Source organism: Pseudomonas sp. PSB11 (assembly GCF_014596605.1).
Classification (GTDB): domain Bacteria; phylum Pseudomonadota; class Gammaproteobacteria; order Pseudomonadales; family Pseudomonadaceae; genus Aquipseudomonas; species Aquipseudomonas umsongensis.
Window position 1 is genome coordinate 1 of record NZ_NOIO01000035.1, and the last position, 22,156, is coordinate 22,156.

Below are 22,156 nucleotides of genomic sequence, written 5' to 3' on the forward strand. Positions count from 1 at the left end.
GACTACATCCACTATTACAATCACCAACGCATCAAACTGAAGCTAAACGGACTGAGCCCTGTTGAATACAGGGCTCGATCTGTTCAGGTATAGATTTACGATCGTCCAACATTTCGGGGTCAGTCCACTCTGCGTGGGAATGCCGCCAGGGACGCTCCGCGTTCCGCTTGTGGATGTGACGCAGAGCGTCACGGGATGCATTCCCACGCAGAGCGTGGGAACGATCGGTCAAAGGCTCAGATCCTGAAACTCCCCACCAATAGGTTAAGTCGCCCAGCCTGCTGTTCCAGCTCGGTACAAGCCCGCAACGTCGCCTGCAAGTTCTCCACCCCTTGCTGGTTCAGCGTGTTGATCCGAGTGATGTCGACGTTCAAGGCTTCCACCACGGCGGTCTGCTCTTCGGTAGCGGCGGCGACGGACTGGTTGACGTTGTCAATCTCGCCGATGCGTTGGGTCACGCTGCTCAATCGGCTGCCGGCGAGGTTGGCGATGCTGACGCTTTCTTCGCTGTGCTGTTGGCTTTCGGTCATGGTGGTGACCGAGTCGCGGGCACCCACTTGCAGCTCTTCGATCATCTGCTGGATCTCCAGCGCCGAAGACTGGGTGCGACCGGCCAGGCTGCGCACCTCGTCGGCGACCACGGCAAATCCGCGGCCGGCTTCACCGGCCCGGGCTGCTTCGATGGCGGCGTTGAGCGCCAGCAGGTTGGTCTGCTGGGAGATGCCCTTGATCACTTCGAGGATTTGCCCGATGTTCACGGTCTTGTCGTTGAGCACTTCGATGTTGGCGCACGACGTGCTGATTTTCCCAGACAGTTCGTGCATCACTTCAATGGTGCGTTGCACAACCTGGCGACCGTCCTCGGCCTGTTGCCGTGCACTGGAGGCCTGGTGCGAGGCATCGGAGGCGTTATGCGCGATCTCTTGCGCAGCGGCGCCCAACTGATTGATGGCGGCGGCGACACTGTTGGTGCGGCTCGATTGATCGTCGAAATTGCTCAGCGACGAATGGGAGGCCTCCAGCACCCGGCGGGCACCTTCGTTGACGCCCAGGGCTGCCGACGACACTTCGCGAATCGACTGGTGAATGCGCTCGACAAAGCGGTTGAACGCCGTGGCCAACTGGCCGATTTCATCCTGTGACTGCACTTGCAGGCGCCGGGTCAGGTCGCCTTCGCCAAGGGAGATATCCTCCATGACCCGGGTCAGCATCTGCAGCGGCCGGGTGATGCGTCGTGCCGTGTAGCCGATCAGCAACAGGCCCAGCAGGGCCGAGCCGCCACCGAGCAGCAGTTCCAGCGCAGTGCTTTGCACGGCTTGGGCGTCGAGTTGCTTTTGCAGGGTGGCGACCGGTGCCAGCAATACGTCTTGGGGCACGCCCACCAGCACGCCCCAGGGCGCAGCACCGGCAATCGGTGGCAGCGGTTCAAGGACGTTGATCTGCTGCGGGTCTTCAAACACTTTCGGCTGGCCCTGGCGCAAGGCCTCCATCACCTGGGCATTGTCCATCGGTTGCCCGAGGCGACTGACATCCTGGCTGTTGGCGGAGATCACGCCACGGGGGCTGACGATGCTGATCTGGCCATGGCCGTCGAACAGTTGCAGCGCGCTGGTTTCGCTGTTCTTTTGCAAGGCGGCGAGGTTGATGTCGAGCCCGACCACGGCGATGACCTTGCCGTTTTCCAGCAACGGGAAGGCGACGCTGGTCACCAGTTTGCGACTGCCGGACGCCTCGTCGAAGTAGGGCTCCAGCACGCAGGCCTGGCGGCTGTCGCGGGCGCAGGTATAGAAAGCGTTGTAGGGTGCGCCGCTGGGGCCTGGCTCGGTGTTGGCCAGCAGGCCTTCATCGCCGATCACCGCTTGCAGTTCGCCGGGTTTGCCTTGCACCCAGTACAGGGAGAAGCGTCCGGTCTCGTTGCTGCCCAGGTCCGGCTTGCCGGCGAAGCCTGAGTCGGCACCGTCCAGCGCGTCGGGTTCAAAAATGACATAAAGCCCGAGCAGGTCGGGCTTGTCGATCAGGGCCTGTTGAAGCTGGGTGCTCAGCTCCTGGCGCAATTGTTGGCGGGTCAGATTGCCCTGTTGCCGGAGTTGCCTGAGGTACAACAGATACCGCGACAATCCCTGGCCATATTCGTGGGTCTGCATGAAGGTGCGTTGCACTTGCATGGCCTGCACTTTACCCAGGGCCTGCATGTGTTCCCGGGCCGCGTCGGCGAGCATGTCGCTGCTGGCCCGGGCCACTTGCTGGCTGCTCTTGTGCGTCTGGTAAAGGGACAGGCCCATCAGCAAGCCCACCACCAGCACCAGGCAGAGGCCGGCGAGCAGGGCGATCTTGCTCTGGATCGTGAGGAATCTTCTGTGCATGGGAAAAGCCTTTTTCCGCGGGGGCAGCGGATGCACCACTGCCCCGGCATGACTTAGAAAGCGCTGGCGAAAATCACCTGGCTGTAGAGGTTCTTGTCGTTGTTGCCCAGCTGCGTGCCACCCTGGTCGGCGCTCTTGTCCGGCTGGAACAGCCCGATCAGCGGCATCACCGTGAGGTGGTCGTTGAGGTGCCATTCGGCGTACAGGTCGACTTCGTGGCCATCGGTATTGCCCAGGTCGCGGTCGATGGTGTCGAAGTTGAAGTACATCGCGCCGACGGTCAGGTTTTCCAAAGGCGATACGGTGAACTTGAGTTGCTGGATGCGCGAGTTGGTGTTGAACGGGCCGGCATAGTTGCCCGCTACTTCACCCTGGAACCAGGTGCCGAAGCCGCGGCTGAAGCCGTAGAACAATGTGTCGTAGCCTTCCGAGAAACGGCTGTAGCGATAGCCGGCATACGGCGTCCAGGGTGCCTCGGAAAAGGTCCAGCCGGCTTCCAGGTACCAGGCGTCTTCGGTGGCGGTGTGGGGTTTGTCCTGCTTGGCGTATTCACCGGAAAGGAACAGGTCCTTGACCCCGGCGTTGCCGGTCGCGCGCAGGCTGTAGGTCTTCATGCCATCGCGCTCGAGTTGCACGGGGGAGGCGTACTGTTCGTCGATGTCGGTGGTGTCGATGTAGGTCAGGCCGACGGTACCGGCCTCGGACACGTGCTCCAGGGTGCCGACGTACATTTCGGTCTTGGCCTGGGCGCGGTTGTTGGATTTCAACCACATCAGGTCACTGCGCCAGCCTTCCTTGCCGCCGATACGCAGCACCGCGGTCTCATCGAAGGCCTTGCGCGCCGCCAGCCAGTAGGCGCCACCGCGATTGAACTCGCCGTCGGCCAGGCCCTTGCCCAGGTTCAGCGCGTCGCCGTTGATCAGGAAACCGTCGCCGACCACGATGTTCTGGCGGCCGAAAGACAGGTCGATGCCGTCCGCACCCAGCACGGGAAACAGATCGCTCGAGCGCCAGCCGAGGTAGGCGTCTTCGAACTTGGTGGTGCGTTCCGAACCGTCGGTGAAGCCGGCGGCATCACCGTCGCCCCAGGTGCCGGAGCTGAGCAGGTTGGCCGCGCCGTAGGCGGTGCCGACCCCCGCCAGGCCCTGGTCGAAACTCAGGCCGTACTTGATGTAGCCCTCGCGCCAGGACGACGAACCTTCATCGAGACGACCCGACAGGGCGTAGTTTTCCTGGCTGTGGAAGACGCCGAAAACCGCTTCCAGGGTGGCGTTAAGATGACTGTCGTCACTGGCGTAGAGTTCGTAGGCGCTCGCCTGGCCGGCACTGATCAGCAGCGCCAGGGTCGAGAGGCGAAGCAAGGGGGACTTGAGCATGGTGTGGCATCCGTTCTTGTTCTTGAGCGCAGGGTTGCGGTCCTTCCAGATACTAATGCCGGGATTTTTTGCGCCTTGTTGCCACGGTGCCAAAGAGTTGGTTGTGCTTGCCAGATTGCACGGCGGGGTGACAGTGCACACCTGGGTGCACTGATTGAGAGGGGCGTGTGGGATTTTTTCCAGCTAGAGAGAGGCGGGGCGGGACACTATCGAATTCTTCTCAGGTTCATGGCCTTCAACTTCCTGAGCATGCCCATGACATCGCGCAGGACAGGCGTCCTGTCGAACAGGGACAGCGCATGCAAGTCCGTGCGCGAGGGCCTTTGGTAGCCCAGGTTCCAGGTGAAATAGTAGGCCTGAACGTCTTTGTTCGAATGAATAAGCGTATTGAGGGCGGCGTCATAGTGCATCGGCCCACCGTCTGGATGGCCTGGCGGGCGCTCCAGGATCTGCAGCAGGAAATCGCGCAACCGGGTAATGCATTTACCGTTTACCGCATAGAAATGCGACAAGTGTATGGGCTGGTCGACCGCTTTCCAGGTGGGCGAGCTTGAGTCGCCTTCGAACGGATGGCCAAAGTAGGCGATGTCCCACTCCATGCCTTGCAGGGACTCGATGGCCTGTTTTCCATAGTGGGAAATGCGTTTGGAAAACTGTATGTCATCCTCCAGGATCAATATGTTTTTCACGTTCAGGCGTATCGCCTCTTCCAGAATCCCCAGGTGACTCATGAAGCAGCCCCTGGCGCCGATACTTGGAAATCCGTTGTCTTCACTGGGCGTCACCGCCTGGAAAAAGCTGACTTTTTCGTGATCAAAGGGAAAACCGTTGCGCGCGAATTCTTGTACCGTTTCTACGCGGCGATCCTTTCTTGACGCGATGTTGATGATTCTGGCTCGATCGAAATAGTCGGTCACATTCATCCAGCAGTTCCTCAGCGCAGGTAATCAGGGCGGCTGGATTGCAGTATAGGCAGAACTTTGGATCAGGCTTTGCTATCGCTGATCGCACCCACCCGGCACTTTGGCAGAACCGCCAACACAACTGGCAGGCAGGGCAAAACCTGCTAGCCGGCGACCACCGACAATCGCTCTCAACCTGCCGAAGCCCATTGCCTCGGCACTTTCAGTGTTGGCGTTCGCTTTGCCAGCGAATGCGTGGATTTTCAAGGTCGTTTTCTTATGTTCACCACCCTGCGTTTGTCCCTCGTTGCTGTGTTGTCCGTCACTCTGGCGCAGGCTGCTATTGCCGCCGATTGCGCACCGCTGCAGCAGCGTGGCGCCGAAGTGTTCGCCAATGAATGCGGGGTGTGCCATGCGGTGAGCAAAGGCACGACGGGCATGATGGGGCCGAACCTGGCAGGCGTGGTGGGGCGCAAGTCCGGCTCGCTGGAAGGCTTCAACTACTCGCAAGCCATGCGCAACAAGAACATCGACTGGCAAGCCGAGAACATCGCGCAACTGATCACGCAACCCCAGGCCTATGTGCCTGGCACCTACATGCCCTACATGGGCATGGCCTCGGCGGATGATCGCCAGGCGGTGGTGTGCTTCCTCAAAGAACAACACTAATTGACGCTTTCGCCGGCAAGCCGGCTCGTCCATCTGAATTGAAAGGTGATTCATGAGCAACGTTGAAATCCTGCCGCAGGTTGCTGCATTCCTCGATCGCCAACACGGCTGCTTTATCGATGGCCAGTGGGTGTTTGCCGAAGGTCAGAAGATTACCGTGGTCAACCCGGCCACCGGGCAAACCCTGTGCGAAACCCTCGACGCACCCCTGGAGATCGTCGAGCGCGCCGTGCAATCGTCGCACCAGGCTTTCAAGTCCGGCGTGTGGTCGGGCCTGCGTCCAGCGGACCGCGAGCGCATCCTGCTGAACTTCACCCGCCTCGTGGAGGAGCATGCCGAAGAGCTGGCGCAGCTGGAAACCCTGAGCCAGGGCAAGTCGATCAACATGGCCCGCGCGCTGGACCTGAACGCCACGGTGGAGTTCATGCGCTACATGTCCGGCTGGGCGACCAAGATCGAAGGGCAGACCTTCGATGTGTCGATCCCGCTGCCGCCGGGTGCCAAATTCACGGCGTTCACCAAGCGTGAGCCAGTGGGGGTTGTGGTCGGCATTGTGCCGTGGAACTTTCCGCTGCTGATCGCCGCCTGGAAACTGATGCCGGCGCTGGCCACCGGTTGCACGGTGATCATCAAGCCGGCAATGGAAACCCCATTGACCGCCATGCGCCTGGCCGAACTGGCCCTTGAAGCGGGCATTCCGGCGGGTGTGTTCAACGTGGTGACCGGCGGCGGTGCCTCGGTCGGCGGCGTGCTGACCGCGCACCCGCTAGTGAGCAAGGTGTCGTTCACCGGCTCCACCGCCGTGGGCAAGAGCGTGGGTGTGGCGTGCATGGAAAACATGACACGTTTCTCCCTGGAGCTGGGCGGCAAGAACCCGATGATCGTGCTCGCCGATGCCGACATCGAAAAAGCCGTGCAGGGTGCGATCCTCGGTGGCTTGCTGAACAATGGCCAGGTGTGCGCGGCGGCTTCGCGCTTCTACGTGCATCGCTCGATCCACGACAAGTTCGTCGAAGCCCTGGCGGCGGCGGTCTCGGCGATGCCGATTGGCGCGGGCATGAACTGCGAGGCGGCGATCAACCCACTGGTGTCGCGCAAGCAACAGCAGAGCGTGCTCAAGCACATTGAGCTGGCCCGCCAGGAAGGTGCGCGGGTGGTGGCGGGCGGCGAGCTGCTGGAAGGCGAGGGGTTCTTTGTCCAGCCGACCATCCTCGCCGACATCGACCACAGCATGGCCGTGGCGCGCGAGGAGGTGTTCGGTCCGGTGCTGGGCGTGATGCCGTTCGACGATGAAGACGCCGTCATCGCACTGGCCAACGACAACCGCTACGGGCTGGCCGCCAGCCTGTGGACCAACGACCTGGGCAAGGCCATGAACCTGGTGCCGCGTATCGAAGCCGGTACGGTGTGGGTCAACGCCCATGTGTTGCTCGACCCGGCGATGCCGTTCGGTGGTGTGAAGCAGTCGGGCATGGGGCGTGAGTTTGGTCGTGCGGTGATCGAGGCTTATACCGAGCTGAAATCGGTGTGCATCGCTCACTGATCAACCCGTAGGAGCTGACGAGTGAAACGAGGCTGCGATCTTTTGATTGTTAAATGCAAAATCAAAAGATCGCAGCCTCGTTTCACTCGGCAGCTCCTACAAAGGCATTCGCGTTACGCTGTTGGCGGTTTCGCCAGCTCTATCCCGGCGGCACCCAGCCGCTTGAGAATCTCGAACAGCAGCTCGCTCTTGATCGCGGTGACCATGCGCGGGCTGTTGACGTAACCGGTAACGGTCAGGGTAATGCCTTCCGGCTTGAGTTGGCTGAAGCGCACCACCGGCGCCGGCTTTTCCAGAATGGTCTCGTGCTCGCTGAAGGTGTCGTACAGCAGGTTGCGTACTTGCTCGGGGTCGATGTCCAGCGGGAACATCAATTCCAGTGTCGCCACCCCCTGGGCGCTGCCGCCCAGGGTGACGTTGCGCAGGTTCTGCGAGATCAATTGCGAGTTGGGCACGATCACGATCGAACGGTCGGCCAGCTGTATTTCGGTGGCGCGCACGTTGATCCGGCGGATGTCGCCTTCGACCCCGCTGATGCTGATCAGGTCGCCGACTTTCACCGGGCGTTCGGTCAAGAGGATGATGCCGGAGACAAAGTTCTTGACGATCTCCTGCAGGCCGAAACCGATCCCCACCGACAGGGCGCTGACGATCCAGGCCAGATTGGTCCACTTGACGCCCAGAGAGGACAGGGTCAACAGGAGCACCAAGGCATAGCCGATGTTCGAGAACAGCGTGCTCAGGGAGGCGCACATGCCGGGGTCCATTTCGGTCTTGGGCAGCAGCTCATTGTCCAGCCAGCGCCGCAGCGAGCGAACCAGGTAGAGGCCGATGACCACGGCGAGCACGGCGTGCAACAGGTTGGCCGGGACGATGTTCAGTTTGCGCAGGCCGTCGCCACCGAGCATGGCGAGGATGTTGGTGGCCAGTTGTTCGAGCGTCGAGCCGATCCCGCCCACCATCAAGGTGATCAGCGCGATCAGCAACAGGGCGGCGCGACCGGCGCCGGACAGGATGACCGAAATCTGTTCCAGCCGCGTATCGCCAATGCCCAGCAGCTGCTTGAGGGTCTTGCCGGTGGAATGGCGGGGGGAAAACAGGTGTTCGCAGCTGTCCTTGAACAGCTGGGTCAGCAGATAGAAGCCGGCGAATATGATGAAAAACCACACCAGTTCGTAGGTGATGAACCGCGAGAGCGATATGTAGCCGGTGAGCAGGGCCAGGAGGGAAATCGCGATCGCGATGCTGGCGAAGGCATAGATCACCCCGGCCAACGTCCGCCCGGCTTCGGGGGCAATGCCCGCCGCAACCATGTCCCGGCGGGTTTTGTTAACGCGTAACAGCAGCATGGCGATCATGGCCGAGACGATCAGTGCGACCAGGCCACGGACCGAGATCACCAGCCCTGGGGTCATGCCGGTGACATTGGTTATCTGCGCCAGCGACACCAGCACAAGCAATGCCAGGGCCAGGCGTGTGGGGTAGGGCTTGATCGCCAGGGCGAGCGGATCGGCAAACGCTGGCAGGCGCCATGAAGGGTGCTGCGTGGATAGCAGTGCGCGACTCAGGCCGGTAATCAGCACGCAGGTATAGACGATCTTTTCGAAATCCTGGGAAAAACCGGCGAGTTGCGGCGTCAGGGGCAGCTCGCGGGTGACGGTAAAGAACAGCAACTGTAGGGCGATCCAGGCAGACAGGACCGTGGCCACCACCGAGGACAGCGCAAGGGTGCTGCGTCGCAGGCGTCCTTCCGGCATCCGGTGAATACACAACCAGGTCAGCCCGCGCTCGGCCACCCGCCGACCGAAGATCCAGAAAACCAGGGCCATGACGAGTAACAAGCTGGTCAACAGGCGTTCGCCCGGTCGCCAGGTGGCGCCAAGCGTGGCGCCGATCTGTTGGAGGAATGCGTTGAATTTTTGCCGGTCATGCTCTGGCGGATTGAACAACGTGGCCCAGAACCAGGGATTGAGCACGCTGCGGGTCCGCTGGGTCACTTCGGTTTCCAGCAAGCTGCGGCGAATGGCGGCAATCTGGATCAGCAGTTCGGCGGCGCTGGCCTTGAGGGTGGCCAGGGTATTGAGCCTGGAGTCGACGCGGTTCTTTTGCTCGTTGAGGGCTATTCGCTGATTGGCAATTTCGGCTTTCTCGGGCCCGACATCGGCCAAAGGCGTCGGTCCCAGTACACCCAGTTGCGCCTGCAACTGAGTCTGTTCGGGCAATAACAGCGCCGTGAGCCGGTCGATTTCGCGGATAAGCGCTTGAACCAGATCCTGCGGGCCCTCCAGTTGACTGTAGTTGGTGGCCAGGGAGACCTGCTGCTTGAGATTGCCGAGTTGGCCCATCAGCGCGTCCAGATCACTTTCGGAAACGCTGGCGGAGGCAGGTGTTGCAGATGCGGAAGGAGGTTGCAGCGGTTGGGCCGCCGACAGCTTTGCGGCGTTCGGCCCGAACAGTAAAGCGATGAGAATCAGCAAACTCAAGGCATGGCGCATCGGAGTGCTCGACTGGTTGTGTGTCACTCAGCCTTTGAGGTTAGGTCATGACTCAGGTTGTCGAGGCTTTTTTGATCAGACGTGCAACGGTGCAGAACCAGCGCGATCCTTCAGGTATAGGCCAGCAACCGGCCGCAGAGGATCACGCTGACCCAGAGCGCGATCGAGAACAATGCCTGCAGTTTGGCCACGGCCGGTGCCGGGTCGCCGGCATCCCACGCCGTCACGGAACGGTAGACGCCAAGATGGAACAGCACGGCGTTCAGACCCGCCGTGGCAATCAGGCACAGCTTGAGAATGAATATGTCATTGGAAGCGAAATCGTGAGGATGGGCGCTGAACATCATCAGCCCGGCCGGAACGACCAACAGCAATGCCGCAACCGACCATGGCAGGAGATGGCGGGCCAGGGCCGTCACCTGGATATTGCGCGATACGCCAAGCACCCGCAGGTCGAACATCACCACCGAACCGACCAGTATCGCGAAGCCGAGGATGTGCACCACCTCCACCAGTGGATACAGCCACAAGTCACCGCGCATGGCTGAGCCAAGCGACGAGTCATTGAGCCAGTCCAGCCAGCCCCGATTGCCTTCCATCAGCGCAACTCGATGGTCTTGTCGCCGATCGTGATGCGTTCTGCGCGTAATTCATCGGGTTTGTTGCGGTTCTGGTAACCGACCACGCTGGCTTGGGTGCCGACCGCCAGCATGTCCTTCGGCAGCCCACGGTTTTCCATGCGCGAGGGCGGTGCGAGCACCACATTCCAGGTCTTGTCAGCCGTCTTGAGGTTGATGAAACCGTGGGGGTGGGAGTAACCGGACGCTTCTATGGTGCCGCTCAGTTGCAAGGGTTTGCTGGCGTCATACTCGCTCCAGCCGTGATGGGCGAATGCCGCAGTGGCCGCCAACAACAATGCCACGCCAACGCCCTTGAGCATGTAGTTCATGACAGGTTCTCCAGTTGCCGAGGTCGCGGGTCGATGTTGCTCAGGATAGTTGGCACATTTTGGGCACTGGATCACCCCCGACCAAAAGAATGTTTCAGTCTGTGACGCAGGCTCGCCAGGCTCGACAGGCCCTGGTCGCAACCATGTTCTACGCTTACTCGCAGATGACACCCATAAAAACAATGCTGAAGGGAGAGACACCATGTCCGCTTTGCTTCGTCGCGTCGGCCATTGCCTGGCTGCGGGCCTTGTCGCTGTAGCACTCGCCACCCCCGCGCAGGCGCTGGATACCGTCAAGTTCATGGCCCCCGGTTCCGTGGGCGGCGGTTATGACCAGACGGCGCGGGTGCTCGGCAAAGCCCTGATTGAGGCCAATGTGGCCAAATCCGTCACCTTTGAGAACAAGGGTGGCGCGGGCGGTACGCTAGGGCTGGCGCAGTTTGCCAACAGCACCAAGGGCGACCCGAATGCGTTGCTGGTGGTCGGGGCGATCATGGTTGCGGGCATCGAGCAGAACAAACCGCAGATCAGCTTGAAGGACGTGACGCCGATCGCCCGTTTGTTCACCGAGTACAACGTGCTCGCGGTGCGCAAGGATTCGCCATACAAGACCCTCGATGACCTGATCAAGGACTTCAAGGCCAAGCCGACCAGCGTTACCTGGGGCGGTGGTTCCAAAGGTTCGATCGACCATATCGGCATCGCCGAACTGGCCGGCAAGCTGGATGTTCCGGTCAACAAGGTGAATTACATCGCCACCGGTGGTGGCGGTGAAATCGTTGCCCAGGCCCTGGGCGGCCAGATCAAGGTGATCACCGGCGGTTACGCCGAACTGGGTCAATACATCAAGAATGGCCAGTTCCGCGTGCTCGCCATCGGTGCCCCCGAGCGCGTGCCGGGGATCGATGCCCCCACCCTCAAGGAAAGTGGCTACGACGTGGTTATCGGCAACTGGCGGGGTGTCTATGGCGCCGCGGGCCTCACGCCCGAGCAGCGCAAGGAAGTGACTGACGCGGTGGTGGCCGCTTCCCGGAGCAAAGTCTGGCAGGACAACATCAAGACCAACGCCTGGACAGAGAGCGTGCTGACCGGTGACGATTTCGGCAAGTTCGTCGACGAAGAACACGTGCGGTTGCGCGCGATGCTGGTCAAGGTCGGGTTGCTTTGAAATGGCCGGTGCGCGCGTTGTCGTGCCGACCCAGTTGGCCATTGGCATTGGCTTGATTGTGCTCAGCGTCGTGTTGGCGGTGGGCGCCTGGCGCTTTCCGCCGGAGATGGGCTTCGTGATACTGCCGGCCTATGTCTACCCCTGGGTGGTCGCGGGGTTTCTGGGGGCGGTGGGCGTGTTGTTGAGTTATCAGGCGGCCAGCGGCGGTTTTCGCGAACTGGATAACGAACAAACCCACACCGTGGCGGGCGGCAAGGCCGGCGCGGCCTGGGTCACCGCAGGGTTGATCGGTGTGGCCGTGCTGATCAACGTCATTGGTTTCGTGCTGGCGGCCGGGTTGCTGTTTGCCTGTTCGGCGCGGGGCTTTGGCAGTCGTCATCCGCTGCGCGACCTGGCCATCGGCATGGCCTTGACCCTGCCGATCTACTGGTTGTTCAACGCCGGGCTGGGGGTTTCCCTGCCGCCGCTGGTCAACGCCTGGATCTGATCCAAGGAGATCGACAGCATGGACATTCTTGCAAGCCTGGCGATGGGGTTTTCCGCGGCGCTGACGCCCATCAATCTGCTGTGGGGCTTCATCGGCTGCCTGCTGGGCACCGCCATTGGCGTATTGCCGGGTATCGGGCCGGCGCTGACGGTGGCCCTGCTGCTGCCGATCACCGCCAAGGTCGATCCCACCGGTGCCCTGATCATGTTCGCCGGGATCTACTACGGCGCGCAGTTCGGCGGCTCCACCACCTCGATCCTGCTCAATACGCCGGGTGAGTCCTCGTCCATGGTCACGGCGCTGGAAGGCAACCTCATGGCGCGCAATGGCCGGGCAGGGCCGGCGCTGGCCACGGCGGCCATCGGCTCCTTCGTTGCCGGCACCATTGCCACCGTCCTGTTGACCCTGTTCGCACCGGTGGTGGCCAGGCTGGCGCTGAATTTCGGGCCGGCGGAATATTTCGCGATCCTGGTGCTGTCCTTCACCACGGTGTCGGCGGTGCTCGGTGCTTCCATGCTGCGTGGCTTTGCGTCACTGGGGATCGGATTGACCATCGGCCTGATCGGCCTCGACTCGACGTCGGGCATTGCCCGCTACACCCTCGGCGTTCCGGAACTGGTGGATGGCATCGAGGTGGTGCTGGTGGCGGTCGGCTTGTTTGCGGTGGGGGAGGCGCTGTACAGCCTGCTCTATCAGCAGGAGCAAGCCGAAGGGCGGCACCGCCTGACGTCGTTGTGGATGACCCGCGCCGACTGGAAACGCTCGGTGCCTGCGTGGCTGCGGGGCACGCTGATCGGTTTCCCGTTCGGCTCGATTCCCGCTGGCGGCGCGGAGATCCCGACCTTTCTGTCCTATTCCGCCGAACGCAAGCTGAGCAAATACCCGAAAGAGTTTTCGGCCAACAAAGGCGAGGGCGCCATCGAAGGCGTGGCCGGCCCGGAAGCGGCCAACAACGCGAGCGCCACCGGCTCGCTGGTGCCATTGCTGACCCTGGGCATCCCGACGTCCGCCACGGCGGCGATCCTGTTGGCGGCGTTCCAGAACTACAACCTGCAACCGGGGCCGATGCTCTTTGAAACCTCCGCCGACCTGGTCTGGACCCTGGTGGCCTCGCTGTACATCGGCAACGTCATCCTGCTGATATTAAACCTGCCGTTGGTGGGCCTGTGGGTCAAGCTGCTGCAGATCCCCCGGCCTTACCTCAACGCCGGAATCCTGGTGTTCGCCACCATCGGCGTCTACGGCATGCGTCATTCTTCCTTCGACCTGCTGCTGATGCTGGCCATCGGTTGGGCTGGAGTGCTGATGCGGCGTTTCGACTTCCCGGTCGCGCCAGTGATCGTCGGCATGCTGCTCGGCCCGATGGCCGAGAAGCAGTTGCGCAATGCCTTGTCGATCAGCGAGGGCGACTGGACGATATTCCTGACCCAGCCCATCTCGGCGGCGTTCATGGCCCTGACGTTGTTGGTGCTGGTGGTGCCACCGCTGTTGCATGCACGTGGTATCAAGTTGCATGAGGATGACTGAGATGTCGGTCCCTCTGTAGGAGCGAGCATGCTCGCGAAAAACCTGAGAGCACCGCGGGGTGCCAGGCTCCCCGCGTCATCGTTGCAGACCATCGCGAGCGAGCTCGCTCCTACAGGGGGCGGCCAACATCTGTAGGAGCGAGCATGCTCGCGATGAACCCGAGAGCGCCGCGGGGTCCCAGGCTTCCCGCGTCATGATTGACGACCATCGTCGAAACGCCGCCCGGAACATGCTCGCTCCTACAGGGAGTCAGGCCAGCATGGACACCAGGGCACCCTGCCGATCGAGTCTGGCCAGGTCGTCGAAGCCGCCGATGTGCATGTTGTCGAAGAAAATCTGCGGCACGCTGCGCCGGCCGCTGCGGCTGAGCATTTCTTCGAGTTTGCCAGGGGTGCGCTGAACGTCGATCTCCTGCGGTGTCACGCCTTTGCCGGCCAGCAGTGCCTTGGCGCTGCGGCAGTACGGGCAGGTGTCGGTGGTGTACAGGGTTACCGTCTTCATGAAATGTTTCCTCTGCAGCAGAAGGGTTCAGGCGCCGATAGCCGGAAAGTCGATCTCGGTCAGGGCGACGTTGTTCAGGTAGTTGGTCAGCGTTTGCGAAGCGACATGGGCGATCACTTCGATGATTTTCGCGTCATCGATCCCAGCGGCGCGGGCCGCGGCGATCTGCTCGCGGTTCAAGTGCCCACGACTCTCGGTGATTTGCCGGGCGAGCAGCGCGTAGGCATCTAGCTGGCCTTCACGGGCACTGAGGATCTCCTCGCTGGAAAGCCCTGCCTTGCCGGCAAACAGCGTGTGCGCCGCCAGGCAGTAGTCGCAGCCGTTGACCTGGGAGGTCGCGAGGAAGATCGCTTCCTTCTGCGTGGCGCTCAAGGACGTCTTGCCCAATGCCGCCGAATTCTGCAGGTAGGAGGCCAATACCGCGGGGGCGTGGGCCAAGACCCGGAACACGTTGGGCAGGAAGCCGATTTTTTTCTGCACACCGTCGAGCAATGGGCGGGTGGTGTCGGTGGCGTGTTCGAGGCTGAGAGGGGAAATGCGTGGCATGGTGATTCTCCGTAGTCGATGCGCGAGATGCGCTGGGTACGAAATGAATGCTAGAGAATTGACTTGGTGTATTTGGTGCAAATCGTCGAAGATATGCGACAGATCGTCCAAAACTGTTGCCTGAGGCCCTTATGGATCGCCTGTCCACCTTGCTTGCGCATTTCGGCGTCAATGCCGGGACCTTTCACAGCGGTACGTTTTGCGGCGCGACGGCGTTCGATGGCCACCAGGCCTGCGGTCATTTGCATTTGCTCCAGGCGGGGGCGCTGTCCTTAAGGCTTGCGGACGACCGTGAGCTGCACATCACCGAACCGACGCTGATCTTTTTTCCCCGGCCGTATCGTCACCGCCTGCTGGCCACAGAGGACAGCGAGGCACAGCTGGTCTGCGCGTCCCTGGACTTCGACGGGGGCGCAGGCAACGCCCTGGCGACGGCTCTGCCGGATTACCTGGTGCTGACACTGGATGAAATCCCGACCCTGGCCAGCACGCTGCAATGGTTATTCAACGAAGCCTTCGACGGTACCTGTGGTCGCCAGGCGGTGATGGACCGGCTGTTCGAACTGGTGGTCATCCTGTTGTTGCGGCACATCCTCAACAGCGGCAGTCAGTCGCCGGGCATGATGGCCGGCCTGGCCGATCCCCGCCTGGCGCGCTCCTTGAGCCTCATGCACGAGTCGCCTGGCAAGGCCTGGAGCGTGGCCGAACTGTCGGTGGCGGCCAACATGTCCCGGGCCAGTTTCGCCGAGCACTTCAAGCGGGTGGTGGGGCAGGCCCCGGTGGATTACCTGGTGAGCTGGCGCATCAGCCTGGCGCAGAAACGCCTGCGTGAAGGCAAGCCCATTGCCTTGATCGCCGAAGAGGTCGGTTATGAAAGCCCGTCGGCACTGGCCCGGGCTTTTCGCCGCAAGACCGGGGTCAGCCCGCGGCAATGGCGAGGCTAACGGCTCAGGGTTGGGCGCTTGTTGGTCGACGCACTGGCGGGCCACGACAGCTATGCTAGCGTCTTGGGGGGGAATTTCTCGTTTGCGAGTGTCCCGTCGTGTCTACGTCGTACAGACCATGGGGAGTCAACCAATAACATGCAGGATGCGCGCCCAAACCCGACGCTGGATCTGGAGTATTGTGTCGAACGTCCGATATTCGCGGACTTCCTGCAGCACGCTGGACGAACGCCCGATGCCGTGGCGGTGGTTTCTCATGACGCCACATGCAGTTACGGCGAACTGGAAGCGATAAGCCAACGCCTTGCGTGCTATTTGCTCGACCAGGGCGCGCGGCCATCCGACCGTGTGGTGATCGTCTCCGGTCGCTGTGCCGGCCTGGTCTACGCCATGCTCGGTGCCTCACGGGCCGGCTTGACATTCACCGTGGCGGACATGGCCTACCCCCGCGTGCGCATCGAACAGATCATCCAGACGCTGCAGCCGACCGTGGTCCTGGTCTGTGGCGAAGCGGCCTTCGAACTTGAACCCCAGCGTTCGTCCGTCGTACGCGTGGTCAATATTCCGGAAATGCCCGGCGACGCGCTGCAGGCGTTCGCCGTCGAGCCGAAGGACTTGCCCGAGGTCAACCCTGCAGACCCGGCCTATATCACCTTCACCTCCGGCAGTACCGGCGAGCCGAAGGGAATTGTCACCCATCACGCGCCCCTGGTGCATTTCATCGAGTGGCACAGCCAGCGTCATGGGTTGACCAAAGACAGTTGTTTTTCCCTGCTGTCGGGGCTGGGCCACGACCCGGTCTACAGGGACGTGTTCACGCCGCTTTCCATTGGCGCCAAAGTGATCATCCCGGCCCAGTCGACCGTGATCGATCCAGCGGCATTGGCCAGGTGGATACACCATCATGGGATCTCCATCATTCATCTCACGCCGCCTTTGGGCAAACTCATTGAAACCGGGGCGAAGATCAGTGGCTTGCAGTTCAATGAGTTGCGCTATCTGTTTTGGGGCGGGGATGCCTTGAGCAACACCCTTTACGAACAAATACGCACCATCGCGCCCAACGCCGTCAGCGTCAACTTCTATGGCACGACCGAAACGCCGCAGGCAATGGCTTACCATCAACTCGATCGCGCGCTAGACAATGCCAGGATCCCGCTGGGCAAAGGCATCGAGGGTGCGCAACTGTTGCTGGTCAATGAAGCCAATCAGTTGGTCGGCGAGGGCGAAGTCGGAGAAATCCTGATACGCAGCCCTTATCTGTCCCTGGGGTACTACGGTGATGCAGCGCTGACCCGGGAAAAGTTCGTGGTCAATCCCTTCACCCATGCCGAGGGTGATATCTGCTATCGAACCGGCGACCTGGGCACTTATCTTGCCGATGGCAGTGTCATGTTCCGGGGGCGTGGCGATAGCCAGGTCAAGATTCGCGGCCATCGCATCGAACTCGCTGAAATCGAAGGCTCGATCTCCAGGCATCCGCGGATCAAACAATGCGTGGTGCTGGCCGATCACGACCGTTCAAATGTGAAGCTGGTGGCCTGTTGTGTGTCAGCCGAGCCTGTTTCATCGGGCGAGTTGCGTGAGCATGTGGGGCGGCAGTTGCCCGACTACATGGTGCCGGCGTTGTTCGTATTCGTGGAGAGGATTCCACTGACGCCGAACGGCAAGATCGATAGGCGGGCGTTGCAGCTGCTTGTCGATAACCAGGCGACGCCGGTCAATGCCAGCCAGGACCTGTCGCCGCTGGCGCTGAGGTTGACCCAGGCCTGGGCCGAAATTCTTGAAGTGCCGCGCATCGATCCAGACTTGACGTTCGTGGAGCTGGGTGGGGATTCGCTCTCGTTCGTCCAGGCTTCGATGGTGCTCGAAGAGCTCATCGGTCATCTGCCCGATCAATGGGAAATGATCCCGGTACTCGAGTTGTGTGAACTGGCCAGCGACACCAAGGCCTCGCGGTTTTCGATTCGGGCGATGGAAGTGCCGGTATTTTTGCGCGTGGTTTCCATCGTGTTGATTGTGATGGGGCATTTCCAGGTCGTTGAACATTGGCCGATGTTCGGCGAAACAATGGCCTTGTTCCTGGTTTCCGGGCTCAGCCTGGCAAGGTTTCAATTCAAGGCCATCAAGGAGTCCGGCAGCGTGCGCACGCTGGTCAAGTCCGTTGCCAGTATCGCGGTGCCCACGATCCTGTACACGGTGTTGGTGCAGGTGCTGTTCGACACGGTGCATTGGCAATCATTGCTGCTGATTTCCAATTGGTATTCGCCCTACCTGATCGGCAACTTCGTCTATTGGTACATCGAAGTACTGGTGCAGATGCTGCTGATCATCGGGTTCGTCCTGTCGTTCGAGCGCGTCAGGAACATCATCAGCGCCGACCCGTTTCGCTGTTTCGTCATAGCGACTTGCGTGTTGGCGTTGGCGGACGTGCTGATCAGTCGCTATGTGTTCGATGCAAGCGCGCTGTTCAATCGTGTGCCACAGCATTACCTGGCGATCATGGTGCTCGGAATGGCCATCCACAGTGCCAATTCGACCACCCAGAAGTGGATCGTCACGCTGGTTGCCATCGTGGTGGTGGGTTGGCAGGACATGCAGGCAATGCTGGGGTTTGGACCACTCGCTGCCGACGTCTGGAGCCATATCGATATCGCCGTGCCTGCCGCTCTCCTGGTGATCTGGGTCCGCGCCATTCCCGTGCCCGGCCTGATGGCGAGGGGCATGGCATTGATTGCCTCCTCGACGCTGTATATCTACCTGACGCACTTCCAGTTCCAGTCGGTGGCCCGGCGCATCGGCGATTATCCGCTGCTCGGGGTGGTTTTCGCTGTCGTCGGGGGCGTCGTGGTGGCTTATGCCTGGAACAAGGTCGTGCGCTGGGTAATGATGCGTGGCAACGGTGAGGGCAAGAAACGTCGCGCGGATAAAGTCGAGCGGGTGGCGTGAGGGTTCCGTAAACTGGCGGCGCAACAGGCGTTGCCGCATGAATGCCGCGGCTGACATGCGTGCGCCGCCGCCTTACCACCTCCAACAAGAGACCCCCATGGCTAACCAAGACCTGACCTTCGTTCCCGATCCCGATGCGGACTCCATCTCCTCCGACGTCGCCGGTTTCGCCGGCATGCTGGTCTCCACCCAGATTCCGACCCGTGCCGATGGCAGCCTTGAACTGGGCGACATCACCCTGCAAAGCGAGTGCACCCTGCAGGCGCTGAAAGTGGCCCTGGAGCGCGCCGGCAGTTCCATGGACCGGGTGCTGCACCTGACCATCTACCTCACCGACATGGCCGACCGCGCCGCTTTCAACGAGGTCTACAAGCGTTTCTTCGCCAAGCCATGGCCCGTGCGTGCGGCTGTGGGCGTGGCGTCGTTGGCGGTTGAGGGCATGCGGGTGGAAGTTACGGCGATGGCTGCGAAGGCCTGATCGCAATATCTTTTGCGTTTGCCTTTGTAGGAGCCAGCGGTGCGGCGGTCCGACTTGCCGGCGAAGAACGATAACGCGGTTTAATTGGGTACATATCCATTGCTGCGGTAACGGCCACCTATGGTTTCGCCCTTACGGCGACTCCCTTTTTCAAACGCCGGAGTGCCGGCCCAGCAAAAAGGAAGCAAAAGGCTTTGCCCCACCACTCGGTGCCTCGCTAGGGCTCGGCATGCCAGAACGAAGGCATTGCTCCGTGGGTCGCCGCGATGGGCCATCCCTGGCCCAGCGCGGCTAAACCGGCGTCCTGCCGGTTTCCCCACTGCGCAATGCCTGCGTTCGGCCATCGTGGTTAACGGGGCGCCTGCGATCAACAGCAAAGCGAGGCGGCCTTAAAGCCGACCTGCTTTTTAGGTGATGCCTGTGTTTTGATCGTTCCCACGCTCTGCGTGGGAATGCCGTTAGGGACGCTCTGCGTTCCATTGACGACGCGTTAATTGAGCCGTGCGCAACGGTGATGCGGGGCGTCAGAGGAAGTCCTGTGTGTGAGATTTATTGTCGGAGTACATATCCATTGCTGCGGTAACGGCGGCTTATGGTTTCGCTCTTACAGCGACTCCCTTTTTCAAACGCCAAAAAGGAAGCAAAAGGCTTTGCCCCACCACTCGGTGCCTCGCTAGGGCTCGGCATGCCCTCTCTCCGGCATTGCTCCGTGGGTCGCCGCGATGGGCCATCCCTGGCCCAGCGCGGCTAAACCGGCGTCCTGCCGGTTTCCCCACTGCGCAATGCCTGCGTTCGGCCATCGTGGTTAATGGGGCACCCAGATCAAAAGCCAAAGCGAGGCGGCCTGACAGCCGACCGGCAAGGATGCCGGTTTAGCCGCGCTGGGCCATGGATGGCCCATCGCGGCGACCCACGGAGCAGGACCGGAGCGAGGGCATGCCGAGCACTAGCGAGGCACCGAACGCCAGGGGCAAGAGCCCTTGGTTACTTAGGGCCGGGCGGCGTTCCGTTTTTCCAAGTGACTCGCTGTAAGAGCGAAACCATAGGTGGCCGTTACCGCAGGAATGGATATGTACACCGTAAAAATAGATTCGCCTATAAGGCCGCCTTCGCCGGCAAGCCGGGCTCCTACAGGGTTTTTGCGGTACACGCGATGTTGAAGGCAGCTCCCGAACCCGCCACCTGGCAGTACACGGGTGCCCCGCGCTCATTTCACCGCTACAATGCGCGCCTCGACCGTGACAGCCTGACTAAAAAATATATGTCCCTGCCCAAACATCACCTGGAATTGCTCAGCCCCGCCCGTGACGTGGCCATCGCCCGTGAGGCGATCCTGCATGGCGCCGACGCCGTTTACCTCGGTGGCCCGAGTTTCGGCGCGCGCCACAACGCCTGCAACGAGGTGAGCGATATCGCCGCGCTGGTGGAGTTCGCCCATCGCTACCACGCCCGGGTGTTCACCACGATCAATACGATCCTGCACGACAATGAACTGGAGCCGGCCCGCCAGCTGATCCATCAACTGTACGATGCCGGTGTCGACGCGCTGATCGTCCAGGACCTGGGTGTGATGGAGCTGGACATCCCGCCGATCGAGCTGCACGCCAGCACCCAGACCGATATCCGTACCCTGGAGCGGGCGAAGTTCCTCGACCAGGCCGGCTTTTCGCAATTGGTACTGGCCCGCGAGCTGAACCTGCAAGAGATCCGCGCCATTGCCGACGAAACAGAGGCGGCGATCGAGTTCTTTATCCACGGTGCGTTGTGCGTGGCGTTTTCCGGCCAGTGCAATATCTCCCACGCGCAGACCGGCCGCAGCGCCAACCGCGGTGACTGCTCCCAGGCCTGCCGCCTGCCGTACACCCTCAAGGACGAGAAGGGCGGGGTGATCGCCTACGAGAAACACCTGCTGTCCATGAAGGACAACAACCAGAGCGCCAACATTCGTGCGCTGGTGGAAGCTGGCGTGCGCTCGTTCAAGATCGAAGGGCGCTACAAGGACATGGGCTACGTGAAGAACATCACCGCCTACTACCGCCAGCGCCTGGACGCTGTGCTCGAAGACCGCCCGGACCTGGCCCGCGCCTCCAGCGGCCGCACCGCGCATTTCTTCCTGCCCGATCCGGACAAGACCTTCCACCGAGGCAGTACCGACTACTTCGTCAGCGAACGCAAGATCGACATCGGCGCGTTCGACTCGCCGACCTTCACCGGCCTACCCGTGGGCGTGGTGGAAAAAGTCGGCAAGCGCGATCTGCTGGTGGTTACCCACGAGCCGCTGTCCAACGGTGACGGCCTCAACGTACTGGTCAAGCGTGAAGTGGTGGGCTGGCGCACCAACATCGCAGAAGCTAAAGGCGAGTTCGAAGAGGATGGCGAGAAGCGCTATCGCTACCGCGTCGAGCCTAACGAGATGCCCAAGGGCTTGCACCAGTTGCGCCCGAATCACCCGCTGAGCCGCAATCTGGATCACAACTGGGCCCAGGCGTTGCAAAAAACCTCGGCCGAGCGCCGGATCGGTCTGTCCTGGGTCGCCCGCTTGCGCGAGGAGCGCCTGGAACTGACCGCCACCAGCGAAGAGGGCGTCAGCGCCAGCGTTGTCCTGGACGGGCCATTCGGTGTGGCCAACAAGCCGCAGCAGGCCCTTGAGCAACTGCATGACCTGCTGGGGCAATTGGGCACCACCGAATACCACGCCACCGACATCAAGCTGGATGCACCGCAGGCGTACTTCATTCCCAACTCGCAGCTCAAGGCCTTGCGTCGCGAAGTGATCGAGGTGTTGACCGCTGCACGCATCCAGGCCCATCCACGGGGTGGCCGCAAAGCCGAGACCAGCCCGCCGCCGGTGTATCCGGAGTCGCACTTGTCGTTCCTGGCCAACGTCTACAACCAGAAGGCCCGCGACTTCTATCACCGTCACGGGGTCAAGCTGATTGATGCGGCCTACGAGGCCCATGAAGAAACCGGCGAAGTCCCGGTGATGATCACCAAGCACTGCCTGCGGTTCTCCTTCAACCTGTGCCCCAAGCAGGCCAAGGGCGTGACGGGCGTGCGCACCAAGGTCGCCCCGATGCAGTTGATCCACGGCGACGAAGTGCTGACGTTGAAATTCGACTGCAAGCCGTGCGAGATGCACGTGATCGGCAAGATGAAGGGGCATATCCTCGATCTGCCGCAACCGGGCAGCGTGCAACAGGTCGTCGGGCACATCAGCCCCGAGGACCTGCTCAAGACCATCCATCGCGCACCGCACTGA

At 61.5% G+C, this 22,156-nt stretch carries 18 protein-coding genes and 1 pseudogene; 10 read left to right on the forward strand and 9 right to left on the reverse strand.

Annotated elements, in window-relative coordinates:
* The coding region (locus CGA21_RS27030; RefSeq protein ID WP_188263828.1) for an IS3 family transposase at positions 1–93 on the forward strand (93 nt) is incomplete at its 5' end.
* Between the two features lie 143 nt (positions 94–236).
* Here CGA21_RS27030 and CGA21_RS30515 read toward each other — a convergent pair.
* From CGA21_RS30515 to CGA21_RS27045, 4 genes and pseudogenes are all read right to left on the reverse strand, one after another.
* A complete protein-coding gene (locus tag CGA21_RS30515) occupies positions 237–1,067 on the reverse strand; it encodes a methyl-accepting chemotaxis protein (RefSeq protein ID WP_411157093.1) in 831 nt (276 codons plus the stop codon).
* 24 nt (positions 1,068–1,091) lie between these two features.
* Positions 1,092–2,363, reverse strand: a pseudogene (locus CGA21_RS30520) (HAMP domain-containing protein); the annotation flags it as partial.
* Between the two features lie 53 nt (positions 2,364–2,416).
* The gene (locus CGA21_RS27040) at positions 2,417–3,739 is read right to left on the reverse strand and encodes a hypothetical protein (protein WP_110750629.1); all 1,323 of its coding nucleotides are present in this window, start codon (positions 3,737–3,739) and stop codon (positions 2,417–2,419) included.
* Between the two features lie 206 nt (positions 3,740–3,945).
* Complete coding sequence (locus CGA21_RS27045) at positions 3,946–4,662, reverse strand: glycosyltransferase family 25 protein (RefSeq protein WP_110750627.1); 717 nt, start codon at positions 4,660–4,662, stop codon at positions 3,946–3,948.
* Between the two features lie 258 nt (positions 4,663–4,920).
* Between CGA21_RS27045 and CGA21_RS27050 the strand changes: the two genes are divergently transcribed.
* Entirely contained in the window at positions 4,921–5,310 is a 390-nt protein-coding gene (locus CGA21_RS27050) for a c-type cytochrome (RefSeq protein ID WP_110750625.1), read from the forward strand.
* Positions 5,311–5,362: 52 nt separating this feature from the next.
* Complete coding sequence (locus CGA21_RS27055; protein ID WP_188265438.1) at positions 5,363–6,853, forward strand: aldehyde dehydrogenase family protein; 1,491 nt, start codon at positions 5,363–5,365, stop codon at positions 6,851–6,853.
* 113 nt (positions 6,854–6,966) lie between these two features.
* On the opposite strand, the gene CGA21_RS27060 is transcribed toward CGA21_RS27055, so the two are convergent.
* The 3 genes from CGA21_RS27060 to CGA21_RS27070 all read right to left on the reverse strand — a co-directional run bounded on the left by CGA21_RS27060 (position 6,967) and on the right by CGA21_RS27070 (position 10,297).
* Positions 6,967–9,348 (reverse strand): DUF3772 domain-containing protein, encoded by a 2,382-nt coding sequence (locus tag CGA21_RS27060; protein ID WP_188265439.1) that lies wholly within the window; start codon positions 9,346–9,348, stop codon positions 6,967–6,969.
* Positions 9,349–9,458: 110 nt separating this feature from the next.
* Positions 9,459–9,947 carry a DUF6644 family protein gene (locus CGA21_RS27065; RefSeq protein WP_188265440.1) on the reverse strand — a complete coding sequence of 163 codons (489 nt, stop codon included), beginning with the start codon at positions 9,945–9,947 and terminating at the stop codon, positions 9,459–9,461.
* Positions 9,947–10,297 carry a DUF6152 family protein gene (locus CGA21_RS27070; protein WP_188265441.1) on the reverse strand — a complete coding sequence of 117 codons (351 nt, stop codon included), beginning with the start codon at positions 10,295–10,297 and terminating at the stop codon, positions 9,947–9,949. The genes CGA21_RS27065 and CGA21_RS27070 overlap by 1 nt, the downstream gene beginning before the upstream one ends.
* 202 nt (positions 10,298–10,499) lie before the next feature.
* Between CGA21_RS27070 and CGA21_RS27075 the strand changes: the two genes are divergently transcribed.
* From CGA21_RS27075 to CGA21_RS27085, 3 genes are read left to right on the forward strand one after another with little or no spacing between them, the layout of a single operon-like run.
* Positions 10,500–11,465 carry a tripartite tricarboxylate transporter substrate binding protein gene (locus CGA21_RS27075; protein ID WP_188265442.1) on the forward strand — a complete coding sequence of 322 codons (966 nt, stop codon included), beginning with the start codon at positions 10,500–10,502 and terminating at the stop codon, positions 11,463–11,465.
* 1 nt (position 11,466) lies between these two features.
* The gene (locus tag CGA21_RS27080; protein ID WP_188265443.1) at positions 11,467–11,952 is read left to right on the forward strand and encodes a tripartite tricarboxylate transporter TctB family protein; all 486 of its coding nucleotides are present in this window, start codon (positions 11,467–11,469) and stop codon (positions 11,950–11,952) included.
* An 18-nt stretch (positions 11,953–11,970) separates the two neighbouring features.
* Complete coding sequence (locus tag CGA21_RS27085) at positions 11,971–13,479, forward strand: tripartite tricarboxylate transporter permease (protein ID WP_188265444.1); 1,509 nt, start codon at positions 11,971–11,973, stop codon at positions 13,477–13,479.
* Positions 13,480–13,728: 249 nt separating this feature from the next.
* On the opposite strand, the gene grxC is transcribed toward CGA21_RS27085, so the two are convergent.
* Both grxC and CGA21_RS27095 read right to left on the reverse strand, forming a co-directional pair.
* On the reverse strand, positions 13,729–13,980 hold the full coding sequence (grxC, locus tag CGA21_RS27090) for a glutaredoxin 3 (protein WP_188265445.1): 252 nt from the start codon (positions 13,978–13,980) through the stop codon (positions 13,729–13,731).
* A 27-nt stretch (positions 13,981–14,007) separates the two neighbouring features.
* Positions 14,008–14,526: a carboxymuconolactone decarboxylase family protein gene (locus tag CGA21_RS27095; RefSeq protein ID WP_110750607.1), complete on the reverse strand. Its 519-nt coding sequence runs from the start codon at positions 14,524–14,526 to the stop codon at positions 14,008–14,010.
* A gap of 131 nt (positions 14,527–14,657) precedes the next feature.
* Between CGA21_RS27095 and CGA21_RS27100 the strand changes: the two genes are divergently transcribed.
* From CGA21_RS27100 to CGA21_RS27115, 4 genes are all read left to right on the forward strand, one after another.
* Complete coding sequence (locus CGA21_RS27100; protein ID WP_188265446.1) at positions 14,658–15,470, forward strand: AraC family transcriptional regulator; 813 nt, start codon at positions 14,658–14,660, stop codon at positions 15,468–15,470.
* 138 nt (positions 15,471–15,608) lie between these two features.
* Complete coding sequence (locus CGA21_RS27105) at positions 15,609–18,419, forward strand: amino acid adenylation domain-containing protein (protein ID WP_188265447.1); 2,811 nt, start codon at positions 15,609–15,611, stop codon at positions 18,417–18,419.
* A 97-nt stretch (positions 18,420–18,516) separates the two neighbouring features.
* Positions 18,517–18,897, forward strand: coding sequence for a RidA family protein (locus tag CGA21_RS27110; protein WP_033044524.1), 381 nt, complete (start codon positions 18,517–18,519; stop codon positions 18,895–18,897).
* A 1,261-nt stretch (positions 18,898–20,158) separates the two neighbouring features.
* Positions 20,159–22,156: a peptidase U32 family protein gene (locus CGA21_RS27115; RefSeq protein ID WP_110750866.1), complete on the forward strand. Its 1,998-nt coding sequence runs from the start codon at positions 20,159–20,161 to the stop codon at positions 22,154–22,156.

Bases quoted from the DNA above. Each gene is read 5' to 3' on its own strand.
- CGA21_RS27040 (WP_110750629.1), bottom strand. From the start codon at position 3,739: ATGCTCAAGTCCCCCTTGCTTCGCCTCTCGACCCTGGCGCTGCTGATC.
- CGA21_RS27045 (WP_110750627.1), bottom strand. From the start codon at position 4,662: ATGAATGTGACCGACTATTTCGATCGAGCCAGAATCATCAACATCGCG.
- CGA21_RS27050 (WP_110750625.1), top strand. From the start codon at position 4,921: ATGTTCACCACCCTGCGTTTGTCCCTCGTTGCTGTGTTGTCCGTCACT.
- CGA21_RS27055 (WP_188265438.1), top strand. From the start codon at position 5,363: ATGAGCAACGTTGAAATCCTGCCGCAGGTTGCTGCATTCCTCGATCGC.
- CGA21_RS27060 (WP_188265439.1), bottom strand. From the start codon at position 9,348: ATGCGCCATGCCTTGAGTTTGCTGATTCTCATCGCTTTACTGTTCGGG.
- CGA21_RS27065 (WP_188265440.1), bottom strand. From the start codon at position 9,947: ATGGAAGGCAATCGGGGCTGGCTGGACTGGCTCAATGACTCGTCGCTT.
- CGA21_RS27070 (WP_188265441.1), bottom strand. From the start codon at position 10,297: ATGAACTACATGCTCAAGGGCGTTGGCGTGGCATTGTTGTTGGCGGCC.
- CGA21_RS27075 (WP_188265442.1), top strand. From the start codon at position 10,500: ATGTCCGCTTTGCTTCGTCGCGTCGGCCATTGCCTGGCTGCGGGCCTT.
- CGA21_RS27080 (WP_188265443.1), top strand. From the start codon at position 11,467: ATGGCCGGTGCGCGCGTTGTCGTGCCGACCCAGTTGGCCATTGGCATT.
- CGA21_RS27085 (WP_188265444.1), top strand. From the start codon at position 11,971: ATGGACATTCTTGCAAGCCTGGCGATGGGGTTTTCCGCGGCGCTGACG.
- grxC (WP_188265445.1), bottom strand. From the start codon at position 13,980: ATGAAGACGGTAACCCTGTACACCACCGACACCTGCCCGTACTGCCGC.
- CGA21_RS27095 (WP_110750607.1), bottom strand. From the start codon at position 14,526: ATGCCACGCATTTCCCCTCTCAGCCTCGAACACGCCACCGACACCACC.
- CGA21_RS27100 (WP_188265446.1), top strand. From the start codon at position 14,658: ATGGATCGCCTGTCCACCTTGCTTGCGCATTTCGGCGTCAATGCCGGG.
- CGA21_RS27105 (WP_188265447.1), top strand. From the start codon at position 15,609: ATGCAGGATGCGCGCCCAAACCCGACGCTGGATCTGGAGTATTGTGTC.
- CGA21_RS27110 (WP_033044524.1), top strand. From the start codon at position 18,517: ATGGCTAACCAAGACCTGACCTTCGTTCCCGATCCCGATGCGGACTCC.
- CGA21_RS27115 (WP_110750866.1), top strand. From the start codon at position 20,159: ATGTCCCTGCCCAAACATCACCTGGAATTGCTCAGCCCCGCCCGTGAC.